Annotated in this window: 18 protein-coding genes; 8 read left to right on the top strand and 10 right to left on the bottom strand. The window is 62.8% G+C overall.

The features are described from left to right. Positions 1–22: 22 nt before the first annotated feature. Both AC1DZ8_RS28100 and AC1DZ8_RS28105 read right to left on the bottom strand, forming a co-directional pair. On the bottom strand, positions 23–754 hold the full coding sequence (locus AC1DZ8_RS28100; protein ID WP_477302741.1) for a DsbA family protein: 732 nt from the start codon (positions 752–754) through the stop codon (positions 23–25). A 166-nt stretch (positions 755–920) separates the two neighbouring features. Beyond that, positions 921–1,427, bottom strand: a complete 507-nt coding sequence (locus tag AC1DZ8_RS28105) for a DUF721 domain-containing protein (protein WP_477289346.1) — start codon at positions 1,425–1,427, stop codon at positions 921–923. A 50-nt stretch (positions 1,428–1,477) separates the two neighbouring features. Here AC1DZ8_RS28105 and mutY point away from each other — a divergent pair, with 50 nt between their 5' ends. Continuing rightward, a complete protein-coding gene (gene mutY / locus AC1DZ8_RS28110; protein ID WP_477302743.1) occupies positions 1,478–2,578 on the top strand; it encodes an A/G-specific adenine glycosylase in 1,101 nt (366 codons plus the stop codon). A 116-nt stretch (positions 2,579–2,694) separates the two neighbouring features. Then, complete coding sequence (locus tag AC1DZ8_RS28115; RefSeq protein WP_477302745.1) at positions 2,695–3,306, top strand: HAD family hydrolase; 612 nt, start codon at positions 2,695–2,697, stop codon at positions 3,304–3,306. Positions 3,307–3,341: 35 nt separating this feature from the next. Here the strand turns inward: AC1DZ8_RS28115 and AC1DZ8_RS28120 are convergent, their stop codons facing one another. Further along, the gene (locus AC1DZ8_RS28120) at positions 3,342–4,475 is read right to left on the bottom strand and encodes a DNA methyltransferase (protein ID WP_477302747.1); all 1,134 of its coding nucleotides are present in this window, start codon (positions 4,473–4,475) and stop codon (positions 3,342–3,344) included. A 228-nt stretch (positions 4,476–4,703) separates the two neighbouring features. On the opposite strand from AC1DZ8_RS28120, the gene AC1DZ8_RS28125 reads away from it, so the two are divergent. Together AC1DZ8_RS28125 and AC1DZ8_RS28130 are read left to right on the top strand one after the other, a co-directional pair. Further along, the gene (locus AC1DZ8_RS28125) at positions 4,704–5,054 is read left to right on the top strand and encodes a hypothetical protein (protein ID WP_477302749.1); all 351 of its coding nucleotides are present in this window, start codon (positions 4,704–4,706) and stop codon (positions 5,052–5,054) included. A gap of 136 nt (positions 5,055–5,190) precedes the next feature. After that, positions 5,191–5,877 (top strand): HAD family hydrolase, encoded by a 687-nt coding sequence (locus tag AC1DZ8_RS28130; RefSeq protein ID WP_477302751.1) that lies wholly within the window; start codon positions 5,191–5,193, stop codon positions 5,875–5,877. Positions 5,878–5,879: 2 nt separating this feature from the next. Here the strand turns inward: AC1DZ8_RS28130 and AC1DZ8_RS28135 are convergent, their stop codons facing one another. The 7 genes from AC1DZ8_RS28135 to AC1DZ8_RS28165 all read right to left on the bottom strand — a co-directional run bounded on the left by AC1DZ8_RS28135 (position 5,880) and on the right by AC1DZ8_RS28165 (position 9,194). Continuing rightward, a complete protein-coding gene (locus AC1DZ8_RS28135) occupies positions 5,880–6,317 on the bottom strand; it encodes a DUF1801 domain-containing protein (RefSeq protein ID WP_477302753.1) in 438 nt (145 codons plus the stop codon). A gap of 12 nt (positions 6,318–6,329) precedes the next feature. Continuing rightward, positions 6,330–6,794 (bottom strand): DUF1801 domain-containing protein, encoded by a 465-nt coding sequence (locus tag AC1DZ8_RS28140; protein ID WP_477302755.1) that lies wholly within the window; start codon positions 6,792–6,794, stop codon positions 6,330–6,332. Between the two features lie 5 nt (positions 6,795–6,799). Further along, on the bottom strand, positions 6,800–7,021 hold the full coding sequence (locus tag AC1DZ8_RS28145; RefSeq protein WP_477302757.1) for a hypothetical protein: 222 nt from the start codon (positions 7,019–7,021) through the stop codon (positions 6,800–6,802). Positions 7,022–7,047: 26 nt separating this feature from the next. After that, positions 7,048–7,440, bottom strand: coding sequence for a VOC family protein (locus AC1DZ8_RS28150; RefSeq protein WP_477302758.1), 393 nt, complete (start codon positions 7,438–7,440; stop codon positions 7,048–7,050). A gap of 70 nt (positions 7,441–7,510) precedes the next feature. Next, positions 7,511–7,936, bottom strand: a complete 426-nt coding sequence (locus AC1DZ8_RS28155) for an SRPBCC family protein (protein WP_477302760.1) — start codon at positions 7,934–7,936, stop codon at positions 7,511–7,513. Further along, the gene (locus tag AC1DZ8_RS28160) at positions 7,933–8,256 is read right to left on the bottom strand and encodes an ArsR/SmtB family transcription factor (RefSeq protein WP_477302762.1); all 324 of its coding nucleotides are present in this window, start codon (positions 8,254–8,256) and stop codon (positions 7,933–7,935) included. Before AC1DZ8_RS28160 ends, AC1DZ8_RS28155 begins: the two co-directional genes overlap by 4 nt. Before the next feature lie 206 nt (positions 8,257–8,462). Beyond that, positions 8,463–9,194: a hypothetical protein gene (locus tag AC1DZ8_RS28165; protein WP_477302764.1), complete on the bottom strand. Its 732-nt coding sequence runs from the start codon at positions 9,192–9,194 to the stop codon at positions 8,463–8,465. A gap of 128 nt (positions 9,195–9,322) precedes the next feature. On the opposite strand from AC1DZ8_RS28165, the gene thrC reads away from it, so the two are divergent. Genes thrC through AC1DZ8_RS28185 form a run of 4 tightly spaced genes read left to right on the top strand, consistent with a single transcriptional unit; the run spans position 9,323 to position 15,536 of the window. After that, positions 9,323–10,720 carry a threonine synthase gene (gene thrC / locus AC1DZ8_RS28170; RefSeq protein ID WP_477302766.1) on the top strand — a complete coding sequence of 466 codons (1,398 nt, stop codon included), beginning with the start codon at positions 9,323–9,325 and terminating at the stop codon, positions 10,718–10,720. Between the two features lie 14 nt (positions 10,721–10,734). Beyond that, complete coding sequence (locus tag AC1DZ8_RS28175) at positions 10,735–12,027, top strand: M16 family metallopeptidase (RefSeq protein ID WP_454573809.1); 1,293 nt, start codon at positions 10,735–10,737, stop codon at positions 12,025–12,027. Between the two features lie 20 nt (positions 12,028–12,047). Further along, positions 12,048–12,644 carry a GNAT family N-acetyltransferase gene (locus tag AC1DZ8_RS28180; RefSeq protein ID WP_192256360.1) on the top strand — a complete coding sequence of 199 codons (597 nt, stop codon included), beginning with the start codon at positions 12,048–12,050 and terminating at the stop codon, positions 12,642–12,644. Positions 12,645–12,647: 3 nt separating this feature from the next. Further along, on the top strand, positions 12,648–15,536 hold the full coding sequence (locus AC1DZ8_RS28185; RefSeq protein ID WP_477302769.1) for an EAL domain-containing protein: 2,889 nt from the start codon (positions 12,648–12,650) through the stop codon (positions 15,534–15,536). Positions 15,537–15,544: the final 8 nt, after the last annotated feature.

Below are 15,544 nucleotides of genomic sequence, written 5' to 3' on the forward strand. Positions count from 1 at the left end.
TCGCTCCGGCGCCGGCTGGACGTCAGAGCAGAGGGTCGATGATGGCCGATATTTCTTCAATCGACATCGCACCTTTGTAGGTCTTTCCGTTGATGAAGAAGGTCGGCGTCGAGTCGACCTTGAATTCATCGGCGCCGCGCTTCTGGACCGATCTCACATCGTCCAGAAGTTTCTGGTCCGTCAAGCAGGCCTCGAAGGACTCCTGTGTAAAACCGGCGAGCTTGGAGATCTGCAGCAGCGCATCCTTGGTATTGTTGACGCCGACCCAGTTGGCCTGCTGCTTGAACAGCACGTCGACCATCGGGAAATAATTATCCTTTGAACAGCGCGCCAGCATGAAACCGGCCTCGGCGCTCGGATCGAACGGGAATTCGCGCAGTATGTAGCGGGCCTTGCCGGTGTCGATGTACTTGGTCTTCAACTCTGGGAAGGTGGTCGCCGCGAAATGCGCGCAATGCGGGCAGGTCATCGAGGCATATTCGACGATGGTGACCTTGGCGTCGTCCTTGCCGAGCTGCTTGTCGGGCAGAGCGCCGGGCTTCAGCAGCTCGGCCATGTTGACGTCGCCCGTCGAGTCCGGCGCCTTGGCGGCGGCCGGCGTGGCAGGCGTCGCAGCAGGCACGGCAGGCGTTGCAGGCTTGACGTCCGCCGCCTTGGCGTCCTCGCCGGAATCGCTGCATGCGGCGAGCAGTGCCACTGCCGGAATGGCTGCCAGCGAAGACAGGAGGTTTCTGCGAGACAAGCTACGGTTCATGCGAATCACCTGACTATGGTTGGATTTTGCAATGCAAAGGCTAGAAAAGGCGAGAGTTGGCGGGAATTAAGGCATCGCCGTCCCATTCCAATCGCCTAACTCTATATGCATCATCACGAATGCGCGAGATTGGTGACGGGTTCATGACCGGCTGATTACCGGTTGATTACCCCGGCCGCTTCCTTTCGCCAAGAATGGTGGCGCCCAGCCGCTCCAACGAGGCGCGCAAGCCTTCATCCTCGATCTTGCCGACGGTATCGGACAATTTGGCCTTCTCGACCGCTGTCAGCGGCCTGGGAGCCGGTTTCGGTCGGGCTTTTTCCGATAGCACCGGCTTCTGCACGATCCTGATGCGGCCGATTGCGTTGAAGCCGAGGAAAGCGTTGACGCGGTTGATGATTTCGCCGGTCTCGTGCTGCAGATGCAGTGCTGCCATGCCTTCGCAGGCGATGACCAGCGTTGCCGGCTCGAACGGGTCGTCTTCGTGCATGCGGCGCGGCCATTGTATCTTTTCCGGGCGCGAGTGACCGGCAAGCCTGGGCCCGGCAATCTCTTCCCACGACTGCACCAGCCCGATCGAGATGCCGGCCCGCTTGCGCAGCACGGGATCGAGGATCTGGGTGGCGAGATCGCTCACCGGAACGGGATTGCCGTAAGGCGTTCTCCCTGCCATGTACGTTCTCCAGCCACGCTCCCCACCAGCCTAGAGCCAGCCCGCGATCAATGGCACTGCACGAACAGACCCGCAAGGCCGCATCCGGAGAGATCGCTTCACGCCTGCTTGCCTGGTACGACGCGCACCACCGCGAGCTGCCGTGGCGCATTGCGCCGCGCGCTGCGGCCGGCGGCGCACGGGCGGATCCCTACCGCATCTGGCTGTCGGAAGTGATGCTGCAGCAGACCACGGTCGAAGCGGTAAAATCCTATTTTCGCACTTTCGTCGAAAAATGGCCTGATGTTGGGGCACTCGCCGCAGCACCAACCGAGGATGTGATGAAGGCCTGGGCCGGGCTTGGCTATTATTCGCGCGCCCGCAATCTCAAGGCTTGCGCCGATCTCGTTGCGCAACGCGGCGGCCGCTTTCCCGACAACGAAGCGGGTTTGGGAGAATTGCCGGGGATCGGCGCCTATACGGCGGCGGCGATCGCGGCGATCGCCTTCGACCGGCCGGCGGCGGTCGTCGACGGTAATGTCGAACGCGTCATCTCGCGGCTCTATTCCATCGCGACGCCGCTCAGCGAGGCAAAGCCTGAAATTCGTGCGCTGGTCGAAAAACTGGTCCCGCAGACAAGGCCGGGCGACTTCGCGCAGGCGATGATGGATCTAGGCGCCACGATTTGCACGCCAAAGCGGCCGCGCTGCATGCTGTGCCCGGTGCGTGAGGATTGCAGCGCCATCCTTTCCGGCGACCCCGAACGCTTCCCGGTCCGCCTGCCGAAGGCCGACAAGCCGCTGAGGCGCGGCGCTGCGTTTGTCGCCGAACGCGCCGACGGCGCCATTCTTTTGCGCAAGCGGCCGGACAAAGGCCTGCTCGGCGGCATGACCGAAGTGCCGACCACCGGCTGGACCGCGCGGATCGATGGCGCGACGACTGCGGACGCCGCACCCTTCCCCGCCGACTGGCGGCGCGCCGGTGAGATCGCGCATGTCTTCACCCATTTCGCGCTCGAGCTCGAAGTCTTTCACGCGCAGGTGAAAAGTGATGCGCCTGAAGGACATTTCTGGTCGCTGGCCCATGACATTTCGGGGGAAGCGCTACCGACCGTCATGAAAAAGGTAATCGAAGCGGCGATACCGGGCGCGACCAAAGCGCGTCGCGCGTGACGCATCGTACGCGACGCGCTTTGGGTTGTTTGTTTTGTGCATGTCGTTTCCCAAAACCGCTGCACACTTTTGGGCGACATGCACCTAAAAGCACCGCCCGCATTGAAGGGATAAAGATGACTGAAATCCGCCACATCGTGTTCGACATCGGCCGCGTGCTGATCCACTACGATCCGAACATTCCGTTCAGCCGCCTGATCCCGGATGCCGAGGAGCGCAAGTGGTTCTTCGACAATGTCTGCACGCATGACTGGAACATCGAGCAGGACCGCGGACGGACCTGGGAAGAAGCGGAAGCGCTGCTGATCGCCGAGCATCCCGATCATGCCGAAAACATTCGCAATTTTCGCCGCCACTGGCACGAGATGGTGCCGCATGCCTATGAGGACAGCGTCGCCATCATGCTCGGCCTGATCGAGAGCGGCCACGACGTGACCATGCTGACCAATTTCGCCGCCGACACACTTGCCGAAGCGAGGCTGCGCTTCGACTTTCTCAGCCGCCCGCGTGGCGTCACCGTGTCGGCCGACATCCGTGAGATCAAGCCCGACCGCGCCATCTACGACCATCACGTCGCCGCGTTCGGCCTCGAACCGTCAGCGACGCTGTTCATCGACGACAGCCAGAAGAACGTCGACGGCGCCAAGGCTGCCGGCTGGAATGCCGTGCTGTTTACCGACGCAAAAGCGCTTAGGGCGGACCTAGAGCGGTACGGGATAATGGTGTGAGGGGCAGGAGATAGCGCTCTACGGCTTCTATATCCTCAGGCCCCTGCCCGTTCCATGCCGAGCCTGGCGATGCGGCGCAATTCGTCGATCGGGGTCAGGCCGCCCGAGCGCTCATAGTGCCAGAAGGTCCAGCCGTTGCAGGCGTCCAGACCCTGCACTTCGGCGCCGATCTTGTGGATCGAGCCGGCGCTGTCGCCGATCGCCACGGTGCCGTCGGCGCGCACCTTGGCGGCCCAGCGCTTCTTGGAATCATAGAGTGTCGCACCGGGCTGCATCAGCCCGGTGTCGAGAAGGCTGACAAAGGCGACACGCGGCTCGGCGCGCTTGCCGGTCAGCACGGTTAGATCGGCGGTTTCCAACGGCCGCACGGCGCCGATGCGCTCATTGGCGGCGTCGATATAGGCCTGCTCGCGCTCGATGCCGACGAAGTGGCGGCCAAGACGCTTGGCGACGGCGCCGGTGGTGCCGGAGCCGAAGAACGGGTCGAGCACGATGTCGCCCGGCTTGGTCGAAGCCATCATGATGCGGGCAAGCAGTGCTTCCGGCTTCTGCGTCGGATGCAATTTGTCGCCATTGTCGTTCTTCAGCCGCTCGCCGCCGGTGCAGATCGGGAACAGCCAGTCGGAACGCATCTGGATGTCGTCGTTCGACGCCTTCATGGCTTCGTAGTTGAAGGTGTAGCCCTTGCCCTTCTGGTCGCGCGAGGCCCAGATCATGGTCTCATGCGCGTTCTGGAAGCGGCGGCCACGGAAATTCGGCATCGGATTGGTCTTGCGCCAGACGACATCGTTGAGGATCCAAAAGCCGAGATCCTGCATCTTGGCGCCGACGCGGAAGATGTTGTGGTAGGAGCCGATTACCCAGATGGTGCCATTGGGTTTCAGCACGCGGCGTGCCGCCAAGAGCCAGGCGCGGGTGAAGGCGTCATAGGCCTCGAAACTCTCGAACTGATCCCAGTCGTCGTCGACGGCATCGACCTTGGACTGGTCGGGCCGGTGCAAATCGCCGTCGAGCTGCAGATTGTAGGGCGGATCGGCGAAGATGACGTCGATGGATTTTTCCGGCAGCCGGTCGAGTGCGGCAACGCAGTCGCCCTTGAGGATCGTGTCCAGCCACTCGGATTGCTGGGGGGCGTGGGAGAGGTCGTCGAGAAGACGCACGGCAGACATGTTTACACCCAAAGCACGCGTTACTGTTTACTCCCCGTTATGGTTACCGATCAGCGTAAATATTCGGTGAAGGGCGCAACCCGTGTGGAAGTCTCAGCTTAGAAATATCGCCGGCAATAGCCGTTGGCGTGCCGCAGACTCTCTGGTCGATGGACGACCTTCGTGACAAGCTGGACGCTGTTGCGCCTGAGCCCGGCGATCCGCAAGAAAACGCGATACAGCTGACCGATGTCTCCCAAGTACCTTAGAGACCGTTACGATGTTGAAGGGATCAGGCTTAAGCCCGAGGCATCTTCTCGCGACTTCGCCCTGATCGAAGCTGTCTCCTCGCTTGGAGTACTCGGCACCGTCTTCCACCTCATCAAAGAGGTGCCCGATCAATTCGATGACGAGTATGTCGTTCTGGTCGACGCAAAGCTCGTTGTTCATTTTGACATGCCGCGGGGCGTGGCCGGAGCCTCGCCTGAGGATGTAAAAGTCTGGTTCCTTTCGGACTATCGGCGCGAAATAGGACAGGGGCACGATAGAATTCTTCTGGACAGCGCGGCCGAAGCTGCTCGCAAAATTATCGAGCGATGAGGCGCTGCCCGGGCCTTTGGATTCAAACTGAGACCTATCGTTCGGCTTCGTTAATTTGCGCAGCCGGGCCTGTTGGTGTATGCCGCGCCGCCTGAGCCCTGTCGGGCTTGCCCCCTCGTCCCAATTCCGGATTGCCATGCCCCAGCCAGATCTTGTCATCTTCGATTGCGACGGCGTGCTCGTCGATTCCGAAATCATCGCCGCCCGTGTCGAGGCCGAACTGCTGACACTCGCCGGCTTCGAAATATCGGCCGAGGAGATCGCCGAAAGCTATGCCGGGCTGACCTTCAAGGACATCATGATGCGGGTCGAGGAGAAGTCCGCGATCCCGTTCCAGGCCTCGATGATCGACCGCGCCGAAGAGCTGGTCGACCGCAAATTGCGCAGCGACGTGCGCGCCATCGACGGCGCGCGCGAGGCGGTGGCTGCGGTGACAGCGCCACGTTGCGTCTGCTCGAACTCGCGCTCCGAGCGGATCGAATTCATGCTGGAGAAGGTGAGCCTGCTTCCGTTCTTCGCCGGCCGGATTTTTTCAGCGCTGGAGATACCGAGCAAGAAGACCAAGCCCGCCCCCGACGTGTTCTTGCTCGCGGCCGAAAAACTCAACGCCAATCCGGCAAACACCTTCGTCATCGAGGATTCGGTGCACGGAGTTGCCGGCGCCAGGGCTGCCGGCATGCGCGTGATCGGTTTCACCGGCGCCGCGCACAGCTATCCCGGCCACGCCGATGCGCTGACCGAGGCCGGCGCTGAAACGGTCATCCGCCGCTGGGCCGAACTGAAAAGCGTGATTGCCGCGCTATCCGAGTGGTCGGACGCCTGAACTCAGTCCTTGGCTTTGAGCGACTTGGCTCGGGCCGGTTTCTTCTTTGCCCTGTTATAGGCAATCGCGGCGCGGACGAGTGCTTTCAGCGCCTCCGCATCGATCTCGTCGCCCTCGGACACATCGATCGCCCGCCACACCTTGCCGCCAAAGCCGTTGTTGAACAGCCCGTCTGGATCCGGCAGGCTGGCGCCGTGCGAAAAGGTCAGCTTCACCTTGTCCTTGTGGGCGTTGCCGACCGCGATCATGCCGTCGCGCGACCATACCGGGCTGCCCATCCACTTCCACTCCTCGATGATCCCAGGATCGGCGTCGAGGATGGTCTTGCGCAGGCTGGCGAGCGTCTTGCCTCGCCAATCGTCCAGTTCGCGGATCCTGGCATCGATCCGCTCGGAGGCTGAAGGTCCTGCCTCTGACTTGTTCGCGCCGCTGGTCTTCATGGTCTCCTCCCTTCACATCTTCTCGCCAGGCAATTTGCTGGCCTGCTTCACCCAGCTGGCAAACCTGGTCTCGTCGATGTCTTCGCCTTCATGAATGTCGAGATAGCGCACGTCCTTCTGCTTCGAGCCACCGGGAGGAACGGGATCCAGCGAGGCGCCGCGGAAGAAGGCGACTTTGACGTATCTGGTGAAGCAATGCAGGCTGAGGAACCAGCCCTCGCCCTCGATGCCATAGAACGGTGAGTTCCACTTCACCACCTTGTGGACACCGGGAACGGCGCCGACGATGAGCGCGTCGAGGCGGCGCCCGACATCGCTCTTCCAGCCCGGCATGGCCGCGATATAGGCTTGCACGGGAGCATCCCCATAGGCCTTGGCGATCTGTGGGTTGCCGCCTGAAAGCAGGACCGGCTTGGCCGGCGCTGGCTTGGCTGGGGCCAGCTTTGCGGCCTTCGATTTTCCAGGCGCCTTGGCCATCGTCGCTACCCTTGCGCGCGCTGCTCGCCGCGCGGCCGCGCGACATAGGGCATTACGAACATGTAGAGCCCGCTGAACAGCAGCAGGAAGAGCGGCAGCAGCGGCGAATAGACCACCCATGCCGGAGGCTGTCCGAATGCCATTGTGATAAAATTGGCTGCCACGGTCAGCGTGAAGATGATCGACAGCCAACGGTGGGTTTGGCGTATCCATTTGCTCAAGTTCATTGCCACCTCCTCTTGAAAATGTGCGCTTACCAGCGTGCCAGCTGGGTGATCTGGATGAGATTGCCGCAGCTGTCGTTGAGCTGGGCGATGGTCGAGCCGGTCACTTCGGTCGGCGCCATGGCGAACGCACCGCCGCGCCCCTTGATGCGCTCATAGTCGCCCTTGATGTCGTCGGTGAACAGCATGATCGCGGGCTGGCCCTGCTTGAAGATGGCCTGCTGGTAGGTTTTGGCGGCCGGGTTGTCGTTGAGCGCGAGTTGCAATTCGGTTCCCTCGGGTTCATCGGGCGAGGTTACGGTCAGCCAACGAAAAGGCCCGTTGCTGAAATCGGCCTTCACGGCGAAGCCCAGCACGTCGGTGTAAAAGCGCAGGGCGTTATCCTGGTTGTCCACGTAGACGCTGGTCAGCTTGATCTTCATCGATTTTCTCCTTTGTTGCGTTCGGTGGCCCCGCAATCGGGGCATGGCGCTGAATTGTGCCGGCAGGCCTTCAATCTGGCTTCGCCAGAAGCTGCTCCAGCCTGGTGAGGAATTGCTGCCACCCGGCCCTGGCGCCGCCATAGGCCTGTTTCTGATCGGGGTGGAAGCCCGACTGCTCGACGCGCAGACGGGTGCCCGTGCTGGTGGGCGTGAGCGTGAACGTCACCACGCTCTTCAGATTGTAGGCGGCATCCTCATGGGCAAAATCCCAGCTGTAGGACAGCGTCCTGTTCTGCTCGATGGCCAGCACCTCGCAGTCGAGCACGCCACCCCAGTCGCCGCGAAGATTGAAACTGTGGCCGATGACGGGCTTGAAATCGTTCTTCATGAGCCACTCCTCCATCAGATGCGGCTGCGTCAGCGCGCGCCAGATCTTCTCCGCCGGCCACGAAATTTCACGTTCCACGACGACGGTGCGCAGTTCCGGCTTGCTCACTGGTCCATCCTTTTCAGCAGATCCTCGAGATCGTCGAAGCGGCTCTCCCAAAACCCCGTCATCTGAACTGTCCAGTCCGTCAGCGGACCAAGTGCTGCGGGCAGCGCGCTGTAGTGGGTCTGCCGTCCGGCGTGGCGGTCGAGCACCAGGCCGGCCTGCTTCAGGACGCCGAGATGCTTCGACACCGCCGGCTGCGAGACCCCGGACTGCGCCGTCAGCGCCCCCACAGTCTGCTCACCCTGGCGGCACAGGCGCTCGAAAATGGCCCGCCGGGTCGGGTCGGCAAGTGTTCTGAACAGAGTGTCGTGGGCGTCTGGCATCGGGATCAATAACCTGCGAGCTATTGATTGACGTATAACCGTCGAGATATGAATGAGTCAAGTGCGCTGGTGCAATGGATCAGGATTTGGAGCGCAAGACGTCACTGCCTGCAGGCGCACACCTGCAGGGTAACGATCGGATCGTTTGGATCTTTCAGAGAAGTTGACAGCCGCTGCCGCAGCCGCGACGGCGGCCGAAGCGCCGCCTAGTTCGTAGCGGGCGCCCGCTTCTTTTTCTTGCCGGACTTCTTGTCCGCCGCCGCCGGTGCGGTGTCGTCATAGCCGGCATAGACCTGATAGTCCTTGGCGGACGGCTCGGGCACGACGACGTTGGAATCCGTGAAGACGAACTGGGTGGCGGTCGAGGGATCGCTGACCTGGATCTGATAGGGATGGATCTGCGAATAAAGCACGTCGGTGCCATGCATGACGGCGATGCGGATCGGCATGGTGATGGTGCCGGGGGTGAACATCGGTCCCGGCACGATCTTGCCGGCAACGCCAATCTTCATCGTCAGCTGGCCGTTGGCGCGGCTGCAATCGCGGCTCACCTCGCTGATGGAGGCCTGGTAGATGATCTTGGTCGGATCCTTGTTCGGGTCGACGATGGTGCCATCCGGCGCCGTCTGCGCGGCGGCAGCGGCCTCGGCATCCTGCGCGGCGTCGACCTTTTTCTTTTTCGGTTGCGACGCGCCCTTGGCGTAGGTGTTGAAATAGGCGGTGCCGTCACGCAACGTCACTTTCGGACAATAGGCCTGCAACTGGCTGGCGAGCACCTTGGGATCCTGCGGCGGTATTGGCGCATTCGGGTCGGCCTTCTTGCCTAATCCGAGGTTGAGGATGCCATTGTCGCTCGATTGGCAGCCGGCGGCGGCAAGCATAAAGCCGGTGAGCGCCAGACCCGCGACAAAGCGACGGTTGAACGAATAGAACGCCATGAAACTGCACTTCCCTCTCGCAAAGCTGGTGACGTATAGCAATGGCGCGGCAAAAATGCGACTGAGCCAGCGCAGAAATTAACCACTCTGTGGTGAACGGAAACGCGAAGCGGCAACGGGTCTGTGACATGCAATATGTGAGTACTCGCGGGGAAGCGCCCGCGCTGGGATTTTCCGACGCGGTGCTGGCCGGGCTGGCACGCGACGGTGGGCTCTATGTGCCGCGAGAGTGGCCGCAATTTTCGGCAGCCGAGATCCGCGCCATGCGCGGCCTGCCTTATCCCGACCTCGCCATCCGCGTGCTGACGCCGTTCCTCAGCGGCGAGATCGCCGCACCCGTTTTCGAACGCCTGGTGCGCGAAGCCTATGCCACCTTCCGCCACCAGGCAGTCTGCCCGCTGGTACAGACCGGCCCCAACACCTTCATCCTCGAGCTCTTCCACGGTCCGACACTGGCTTTCAAGGACGTCGCCATGCAGCTGCTGGCCCGGCTGATGGACCATGTGCTGGCAGAGCGCGGCCAGCGCGCCACGATCGTCGGCGCCACCTCGGGCGACACCGGCGGTGCGGCCATCGACGCCTTTGCCGGCCGCGACCGCACCGATATCTTCGTGCTCTTCCCGCATGGCCGCGTCTCGCCGGTGCAGCAGCGGCAGATGACGACATCGACCGCAGCCAATGTCCAGGCGCTAGCCATCGAAGGCAATTTCGACGACTGCCAGGGGTTGTTGAAGGACATGTTTAATGACCATGCCTTCCGCGATGGCGTCTCGCTGTCGGGCGTCAATTCGATCAACTGGGCTCGCATCATGGCCCAGATCGTCTATTATTTTTCCTCGGCGCTTTCGCTCGGCGCGCCGGACCGGCCCGTTTCCTTCACCGTGCCGACCGGCAATTTCGGCGACATTTTTGCCGGTTACGCCGCCAAGAAGATGGGCCTGCCGATCGAGCGGCTGATCGTCGCCACCAACGACAACGACATACTGGCGCGCACCTTCGCGACCGGCGAATACCGCACCAAGGGTGTGTTTGCGACGACGTCGCCGTCGATGGACATCCAGGTCTCGTCGAATTTCGAGCGTCTGCTGTTCGAGGCCTCCGACCGCAATGCCGAAACCGTACGACGCTACATGGCCGGGCTGAAACAGTCCGGCGCCTTCACCATCGAAACGGCTGAAATGGCCAGGATGCGGGCCGAATTCGACGCCGGCCGCGCCGGTATGGATGAGGTCGCGGCCACCATCCGCTCGACGCTGGAAACCAGCAACTATCTGCTCGACCCGCATACGGCGGCGGCCGTGCATGTCGCCGCCGGCAAGGCTGACGGCGCCGTGCCGATGGTGGTGCTGGGTACGGCACATCCGGCCAAGTTCCCGGCGGCTGTCGAAGCCGCCTGCGGCGTGTCGCCAGCCCTGCCTGCCTGGCTGGGCTCCTTGATGTCAGCCGACGAAAAATACACGGTACTTCCATCCGACCTGAAAATGGTGGAAGATTACGTGAGCCGCCACTCAAGGGCAGCGCGTTAGGGAGTACTTGCCATATGGGTGTTGAGGTAAGCCGTCTGTCGAACGGCCTGACAGTCGCCACCGAAACCCTTCCAAGCCTCGAATCCGTTGCCCTTGGTGCCTGGGTCAAGTCGGGCGCTCGCAATGAGCGTGACGAAGAGCACGGAATGGCCCATCTGCTCGAGCATATGGCCTTCAAGGGCACGAAAAGGCGCACGGCCTTCGAAATCGCCTCGGAAATCGAGGATGTCGGCGGCGAGATCAACGCCGCCACCAGCGTCGAGACGACGTCCTACTATGCCAGGGTGCTGTCCGACGACGTGCCGCTGGCGGTCGATATTCTTGCCGACATCCTGCAGGAGTCCGAGTTCGACCCGCAGGAGCTGGAGCGCGAGCAGCATGTGATCCTGCAGGAGATCGGTGCGGCGCACGATACGCCCGACGACATCGTCTTCGACCGTTTCACCGAGACGGCGTTCCGCCACCAGACGATCGGCCGCTCGATCCTCGGCACGCCGGAAACCGTCAAATCCTTCACCTCCAAACAGCTGCACGATTTCATCGAACGCCAATATGGCGCCGAGCGCATGGTGATCGTGGCCGCCGGCGACATCAAGCACGACAATTTCGTGCGCGAGGTGGAAAAGCAGCTCGGCGGCTTCCGCAGCAAGGCCGACAGCACGATGCCGCAATATGCGCAGTATGTCGGCGGCGATTTCCGCGAGGATCGCGACCTGATGGATGCCCAGATCGTGCTCGGCTTCGAAGGCCGCGCCTATCATGTGCGCGACTTCTACGCCTCGCAGGTGCTGTCGATGATCCTCGGCGGCGGCATGTCGTCCCGGCTGTTCCAGGAAGTGCGCGAAAAGCGCGGCCTGTGCTATTCGGTCTATGCCTTCCACTGGGGCTTTTCCGACACCGGCATTTTCGGCGTGCACGCCGCGACCGGGCAGAGCGACATCGCCGAACTGGTGCCCGTCATCATCGACGAGCTGCAGAAGGCCGGCGAGAACATCCTGCAGGAGGAACTCGACCGGGCGCGTGCGCAATACCGCGCCGGACTGATCATGTCGGCGGAAAGCCCCGCAAGCCGCGCCTCGCAGATCGCCAGGCAGTTGCTTCTGTTCGGCCGGCCGATCGCCAAGGAGGAGTTGATGGAACGACTGTCGGCGCTGACCATCGAGCGGCTGACCGACCTGTCGTCACGGCTGTTTTCGACCAAGCCGACGCTGACCGCCGTCGGCCCCGTGGGTACGCTCGCGCCCTATGAGGCGATCCTCGATTCGCTTGCGGGCACGCACACCACGGCCCGCAAGCTCGCCGTCTAAGTCCCCTCAAGGCGCGCCCCGTGTTCGCGCTCCCTTTCTTTCGCCGTGACCTGCCGGCACTGAAGGGCGACCGGGTCACGCTGCGCGTGCCCTACACCAACGACTATCGCGAATGGTCGGCGCTGCGCGGCGAAAGCCGCGGCTTCCTCGAACCGTGGGAGCCGCGCTGGACGCCCGATGAGCTCGACCGCACCGCCTGGCGGCTGCGCATCGGCCGCTACCGCGAAGACTATGCACAGGGAACCGCGATCGCCTTCTTCATTTTCGAGAAGGCAAGCGGCAAGCTCGCCGGCGGCATTACGCTGGGCAACATCCGCCACGGCGTCTCGCAAAGCGGCCATGTCGGCTACTGGATCGGCGAGCGGTTTGGCGGCCGCGGCCTGATGACCGACGCGGTCAAGGTGGTCTGCCGCTTCGCCTTTGATACGCTGAGGTTGCACCGGATCGAAGCTGCCTGTATTCCCGACAACGCCCGGTCGATCCGAGTGCTTGAAAAAGCCGGATTCCGGCGCGAAGGACTTTTGCGATCCTACCTCAGGATCAACGGCATCTGGCAGGACCACTACCTCTACGCCCGGATCGCGGACGATCCGCCGGGCGCTGGAACGAAGGACTGATTTTTGACGAATTTCCTGCGAAACGGGTCGCTGTTGGCCTTTGTTCTGGCGGCTGTCGTCACGCTCTGCGCGGCGCTCCCGGCCTTCGCCGTCGAACCGATCAAGATTGCCCGCGACGATGTCGCACTCGACCTGTCGCGCGCCGTCGAGATCTACCGCGACCAGGGCGAAAACTTCCAGGTGTCGACCGCGCCCGGCCCCGACGGCATCGTGCGGCGCATCGAGGTCGAGGCCAATGACGCGCGCTCGACAGGTGACTGGGCGGTGTTTGCGCTCGCCAACACCACCGACCAGCAGCTCGACCGGCTGATCGTGGCGCCGCACTTCCGGCTGGTGAATTCCGGCATCTTCTGGCCCGATCTCGGCGCCACCCGCATCGCCGCGATCACACCCAGCGAGGGCTTCGCGCTGGACCGCCAGTCGAGCCCCGACGCCGACGTGTTCCGGGTGACGCTGAACCCGGGAACGGTGATCACCTTCATCGCCGAACTTGCCTCGCCCAAGCTGCCGCAGGTCTATCTGTGGGAGCCGGAAGCCTATAAGGACTCGGTCAATTCCTACACGCTGTTTCGCGGCATCGTCATCGGCATCGCCGGCCTTTTGGCGCTGTTCCTGACCATCCTTTTCGTCGTCAAGGGAACCTCGATGTTCCCGGCGACCGCGGCCCTCGCCTGGGCGGTGCTCGCCTATATCTGCGTCGATTTCGGCTTTTTAAACAAGATCATAGAGATATCGCCCGGCAATGAGCAGATGTGGCGAGCGGGAACGGAGGTGGCGCTTGCGGCGACCTTCGTTGTGTTCCTCTTCGCCTATCTCAACCTCAACCGATGGCACGGCCATTTCAGCTACGGCGCGGTGGTCTGGATCCTCGGCCTGCTGCTGATCGCCGGTGTCGCCATCGTCGATCCGGCCGTCGCCGCCGGCATTGCCCGGCTGTCCTTCGCCGCCACCGCGCTCACCGGACTCGGCCTCATCATCCTGCTCGGTATTCGTGGTTACGACCGCGCCATCATGCTGGTGCCGAGTTGGGTGATGGTGCTGCTCTGGCTATGCGGATCGTGGATGGCGATCACCGGCATGCTCGACAACGACATCGCCCAGCCGGCCTTGGGCGGTGGGCTGATCCTGATCATCCTTTTGATCGGCTTCACGGTCATGCAGCATGCCTTTGCCGGCGGCGCGCTGCATCAGGGCCTGTTCTCCGACCTCGAGCGCCAGGCTCTGGCGGTGGCAGGCTCCGGCGACACGGTGTGGGACTGGGACGTGCTGCGCGACCGCGTCGTCACCAAGCCCGATGTCAGCATCCAGCTTGGCCTGGCGCCCAACAGCTTAGGCGGTGCCGCTCGCAACTGGCTGCCCGTGCTGCATGCCGATGACCGCGACACGTTCCGCACCACGCTCGACGTGGTGCTCGAACACCGGCGCGGCCGGGTGTCGCAGAATTTCCGCCTGCGCGGCGCCGACGGGCACTATCACTGGTTCTCGCTGAGAGCCCGGCCGGTGATCGGTTCGGACGGCGAAGTGATTCGCTGCGTCGGCACGATGGTCGACGTCACCGAGCAGAAAAAGTCCGAGGAACGGCTGCTGCACGATGCCGTTCACGACAATCTGACCGGCCTGCCCAACCGCGAACTTCTGATGAACCGGCTGGAAGCGATCATCTCGATTGCGCGCACCGAAGAGAAGGTGCGCCCGACCGTCTTCGTCATCGACATCGACCGCTTCAAGCAAGTCAATGACGGGCTTGGCATCTCGGCTGGCGACACCATCCTGCTCACCATTGCACGCCGCCTGCACCGGCTGCTGAAGCCGAAGGATTCGCTGTCGCGCTTTGCCGGCGACCAGTTCGCGCTGATGCTGCTGTCCGAGCAGGACCCCTCCCGCATCGCGGCGGTCGCCGACGCCATCAAGCACGCCATCAACAACCCGATCACCTTCGCCAAGCGCGAGATCGTGCTGACTGCCTCGATCGGCCTGATCACCTGGACCTCGGCGCAGACTTCGGCCGAGGACATGGTCAAGGACGCTGAGCTTGCCATGCACCAGGCCAAGCGCTTCGGCGGCGACAGGATCGAGCCGTTCCGGCCGGCCTTCCGCACCGTCGGCACCGACCGGCTGCAATTCGAATCCGACCTGCGCCGCGCCATCGAGCGGCGCGAATTCACCCTCGCTTATCAGCCGATCGTGCGGCTCGAGGATGGCAGCATTGCCGGCTTCGAAGCGCTGCTGCGTTGGGATCATCCGCGCCGCGGCATGATCCCGCCGGGCGATTTCATCCCGGTCGCCGAAAGCTGCGGGCTGATCGTGCAGCTTGGCCTGTTTGCCATGCAGCAGGCGGCCGAGGACCTCGCCGGCTGGCAAAAGCAGATCGGCGACACGCCGCTGTCCGTCTCGGTCAATCTGTCCAGCCGCCAGTTGATCCGCCGCGACCTGGTCAGCGACGTCCGCTCGGTCATCGCGCGCGCCAATCTCAAGCCGCGCTGCTTCCGGCTCGAACTCACCGAATCCCTGGTCATGGACAATCCCGAGCAAACCTCGCATGTGCTGACCAAGCTGAAGCAGCTCGGCATCGGCCTGTCGCTCGACGATTTCGGCACCGGCTATTCGTCGCTCGCCTATCTGACGCGCTTCCCCTTCGACACCATCAAGATCGACAAGAGCTTTGTCGACGACGCGACGCCGAAGCGCGCGGTGCTGCTCAAATCCATGGTCAACATGGCGCATGAGCTCGGCCTGTCAGTGGTGGCCGAAGGCATTTCCGACGAAAGCGACGCGCTGGAACTGCGCCAGATGGGCTGCGAATACGTGCAGAGCTTCATGTTCGGCGCCCCGATGCCCGGCGACCAGGTGCTGAAGGCGCTGAAAGAACAGTACCCGATGACGCAGGCTTGACGCGTTCA

The sequence above is a fragment of the Mesorhizobium sp. P2_F7 genome (genome assembly GCF_056403695.1).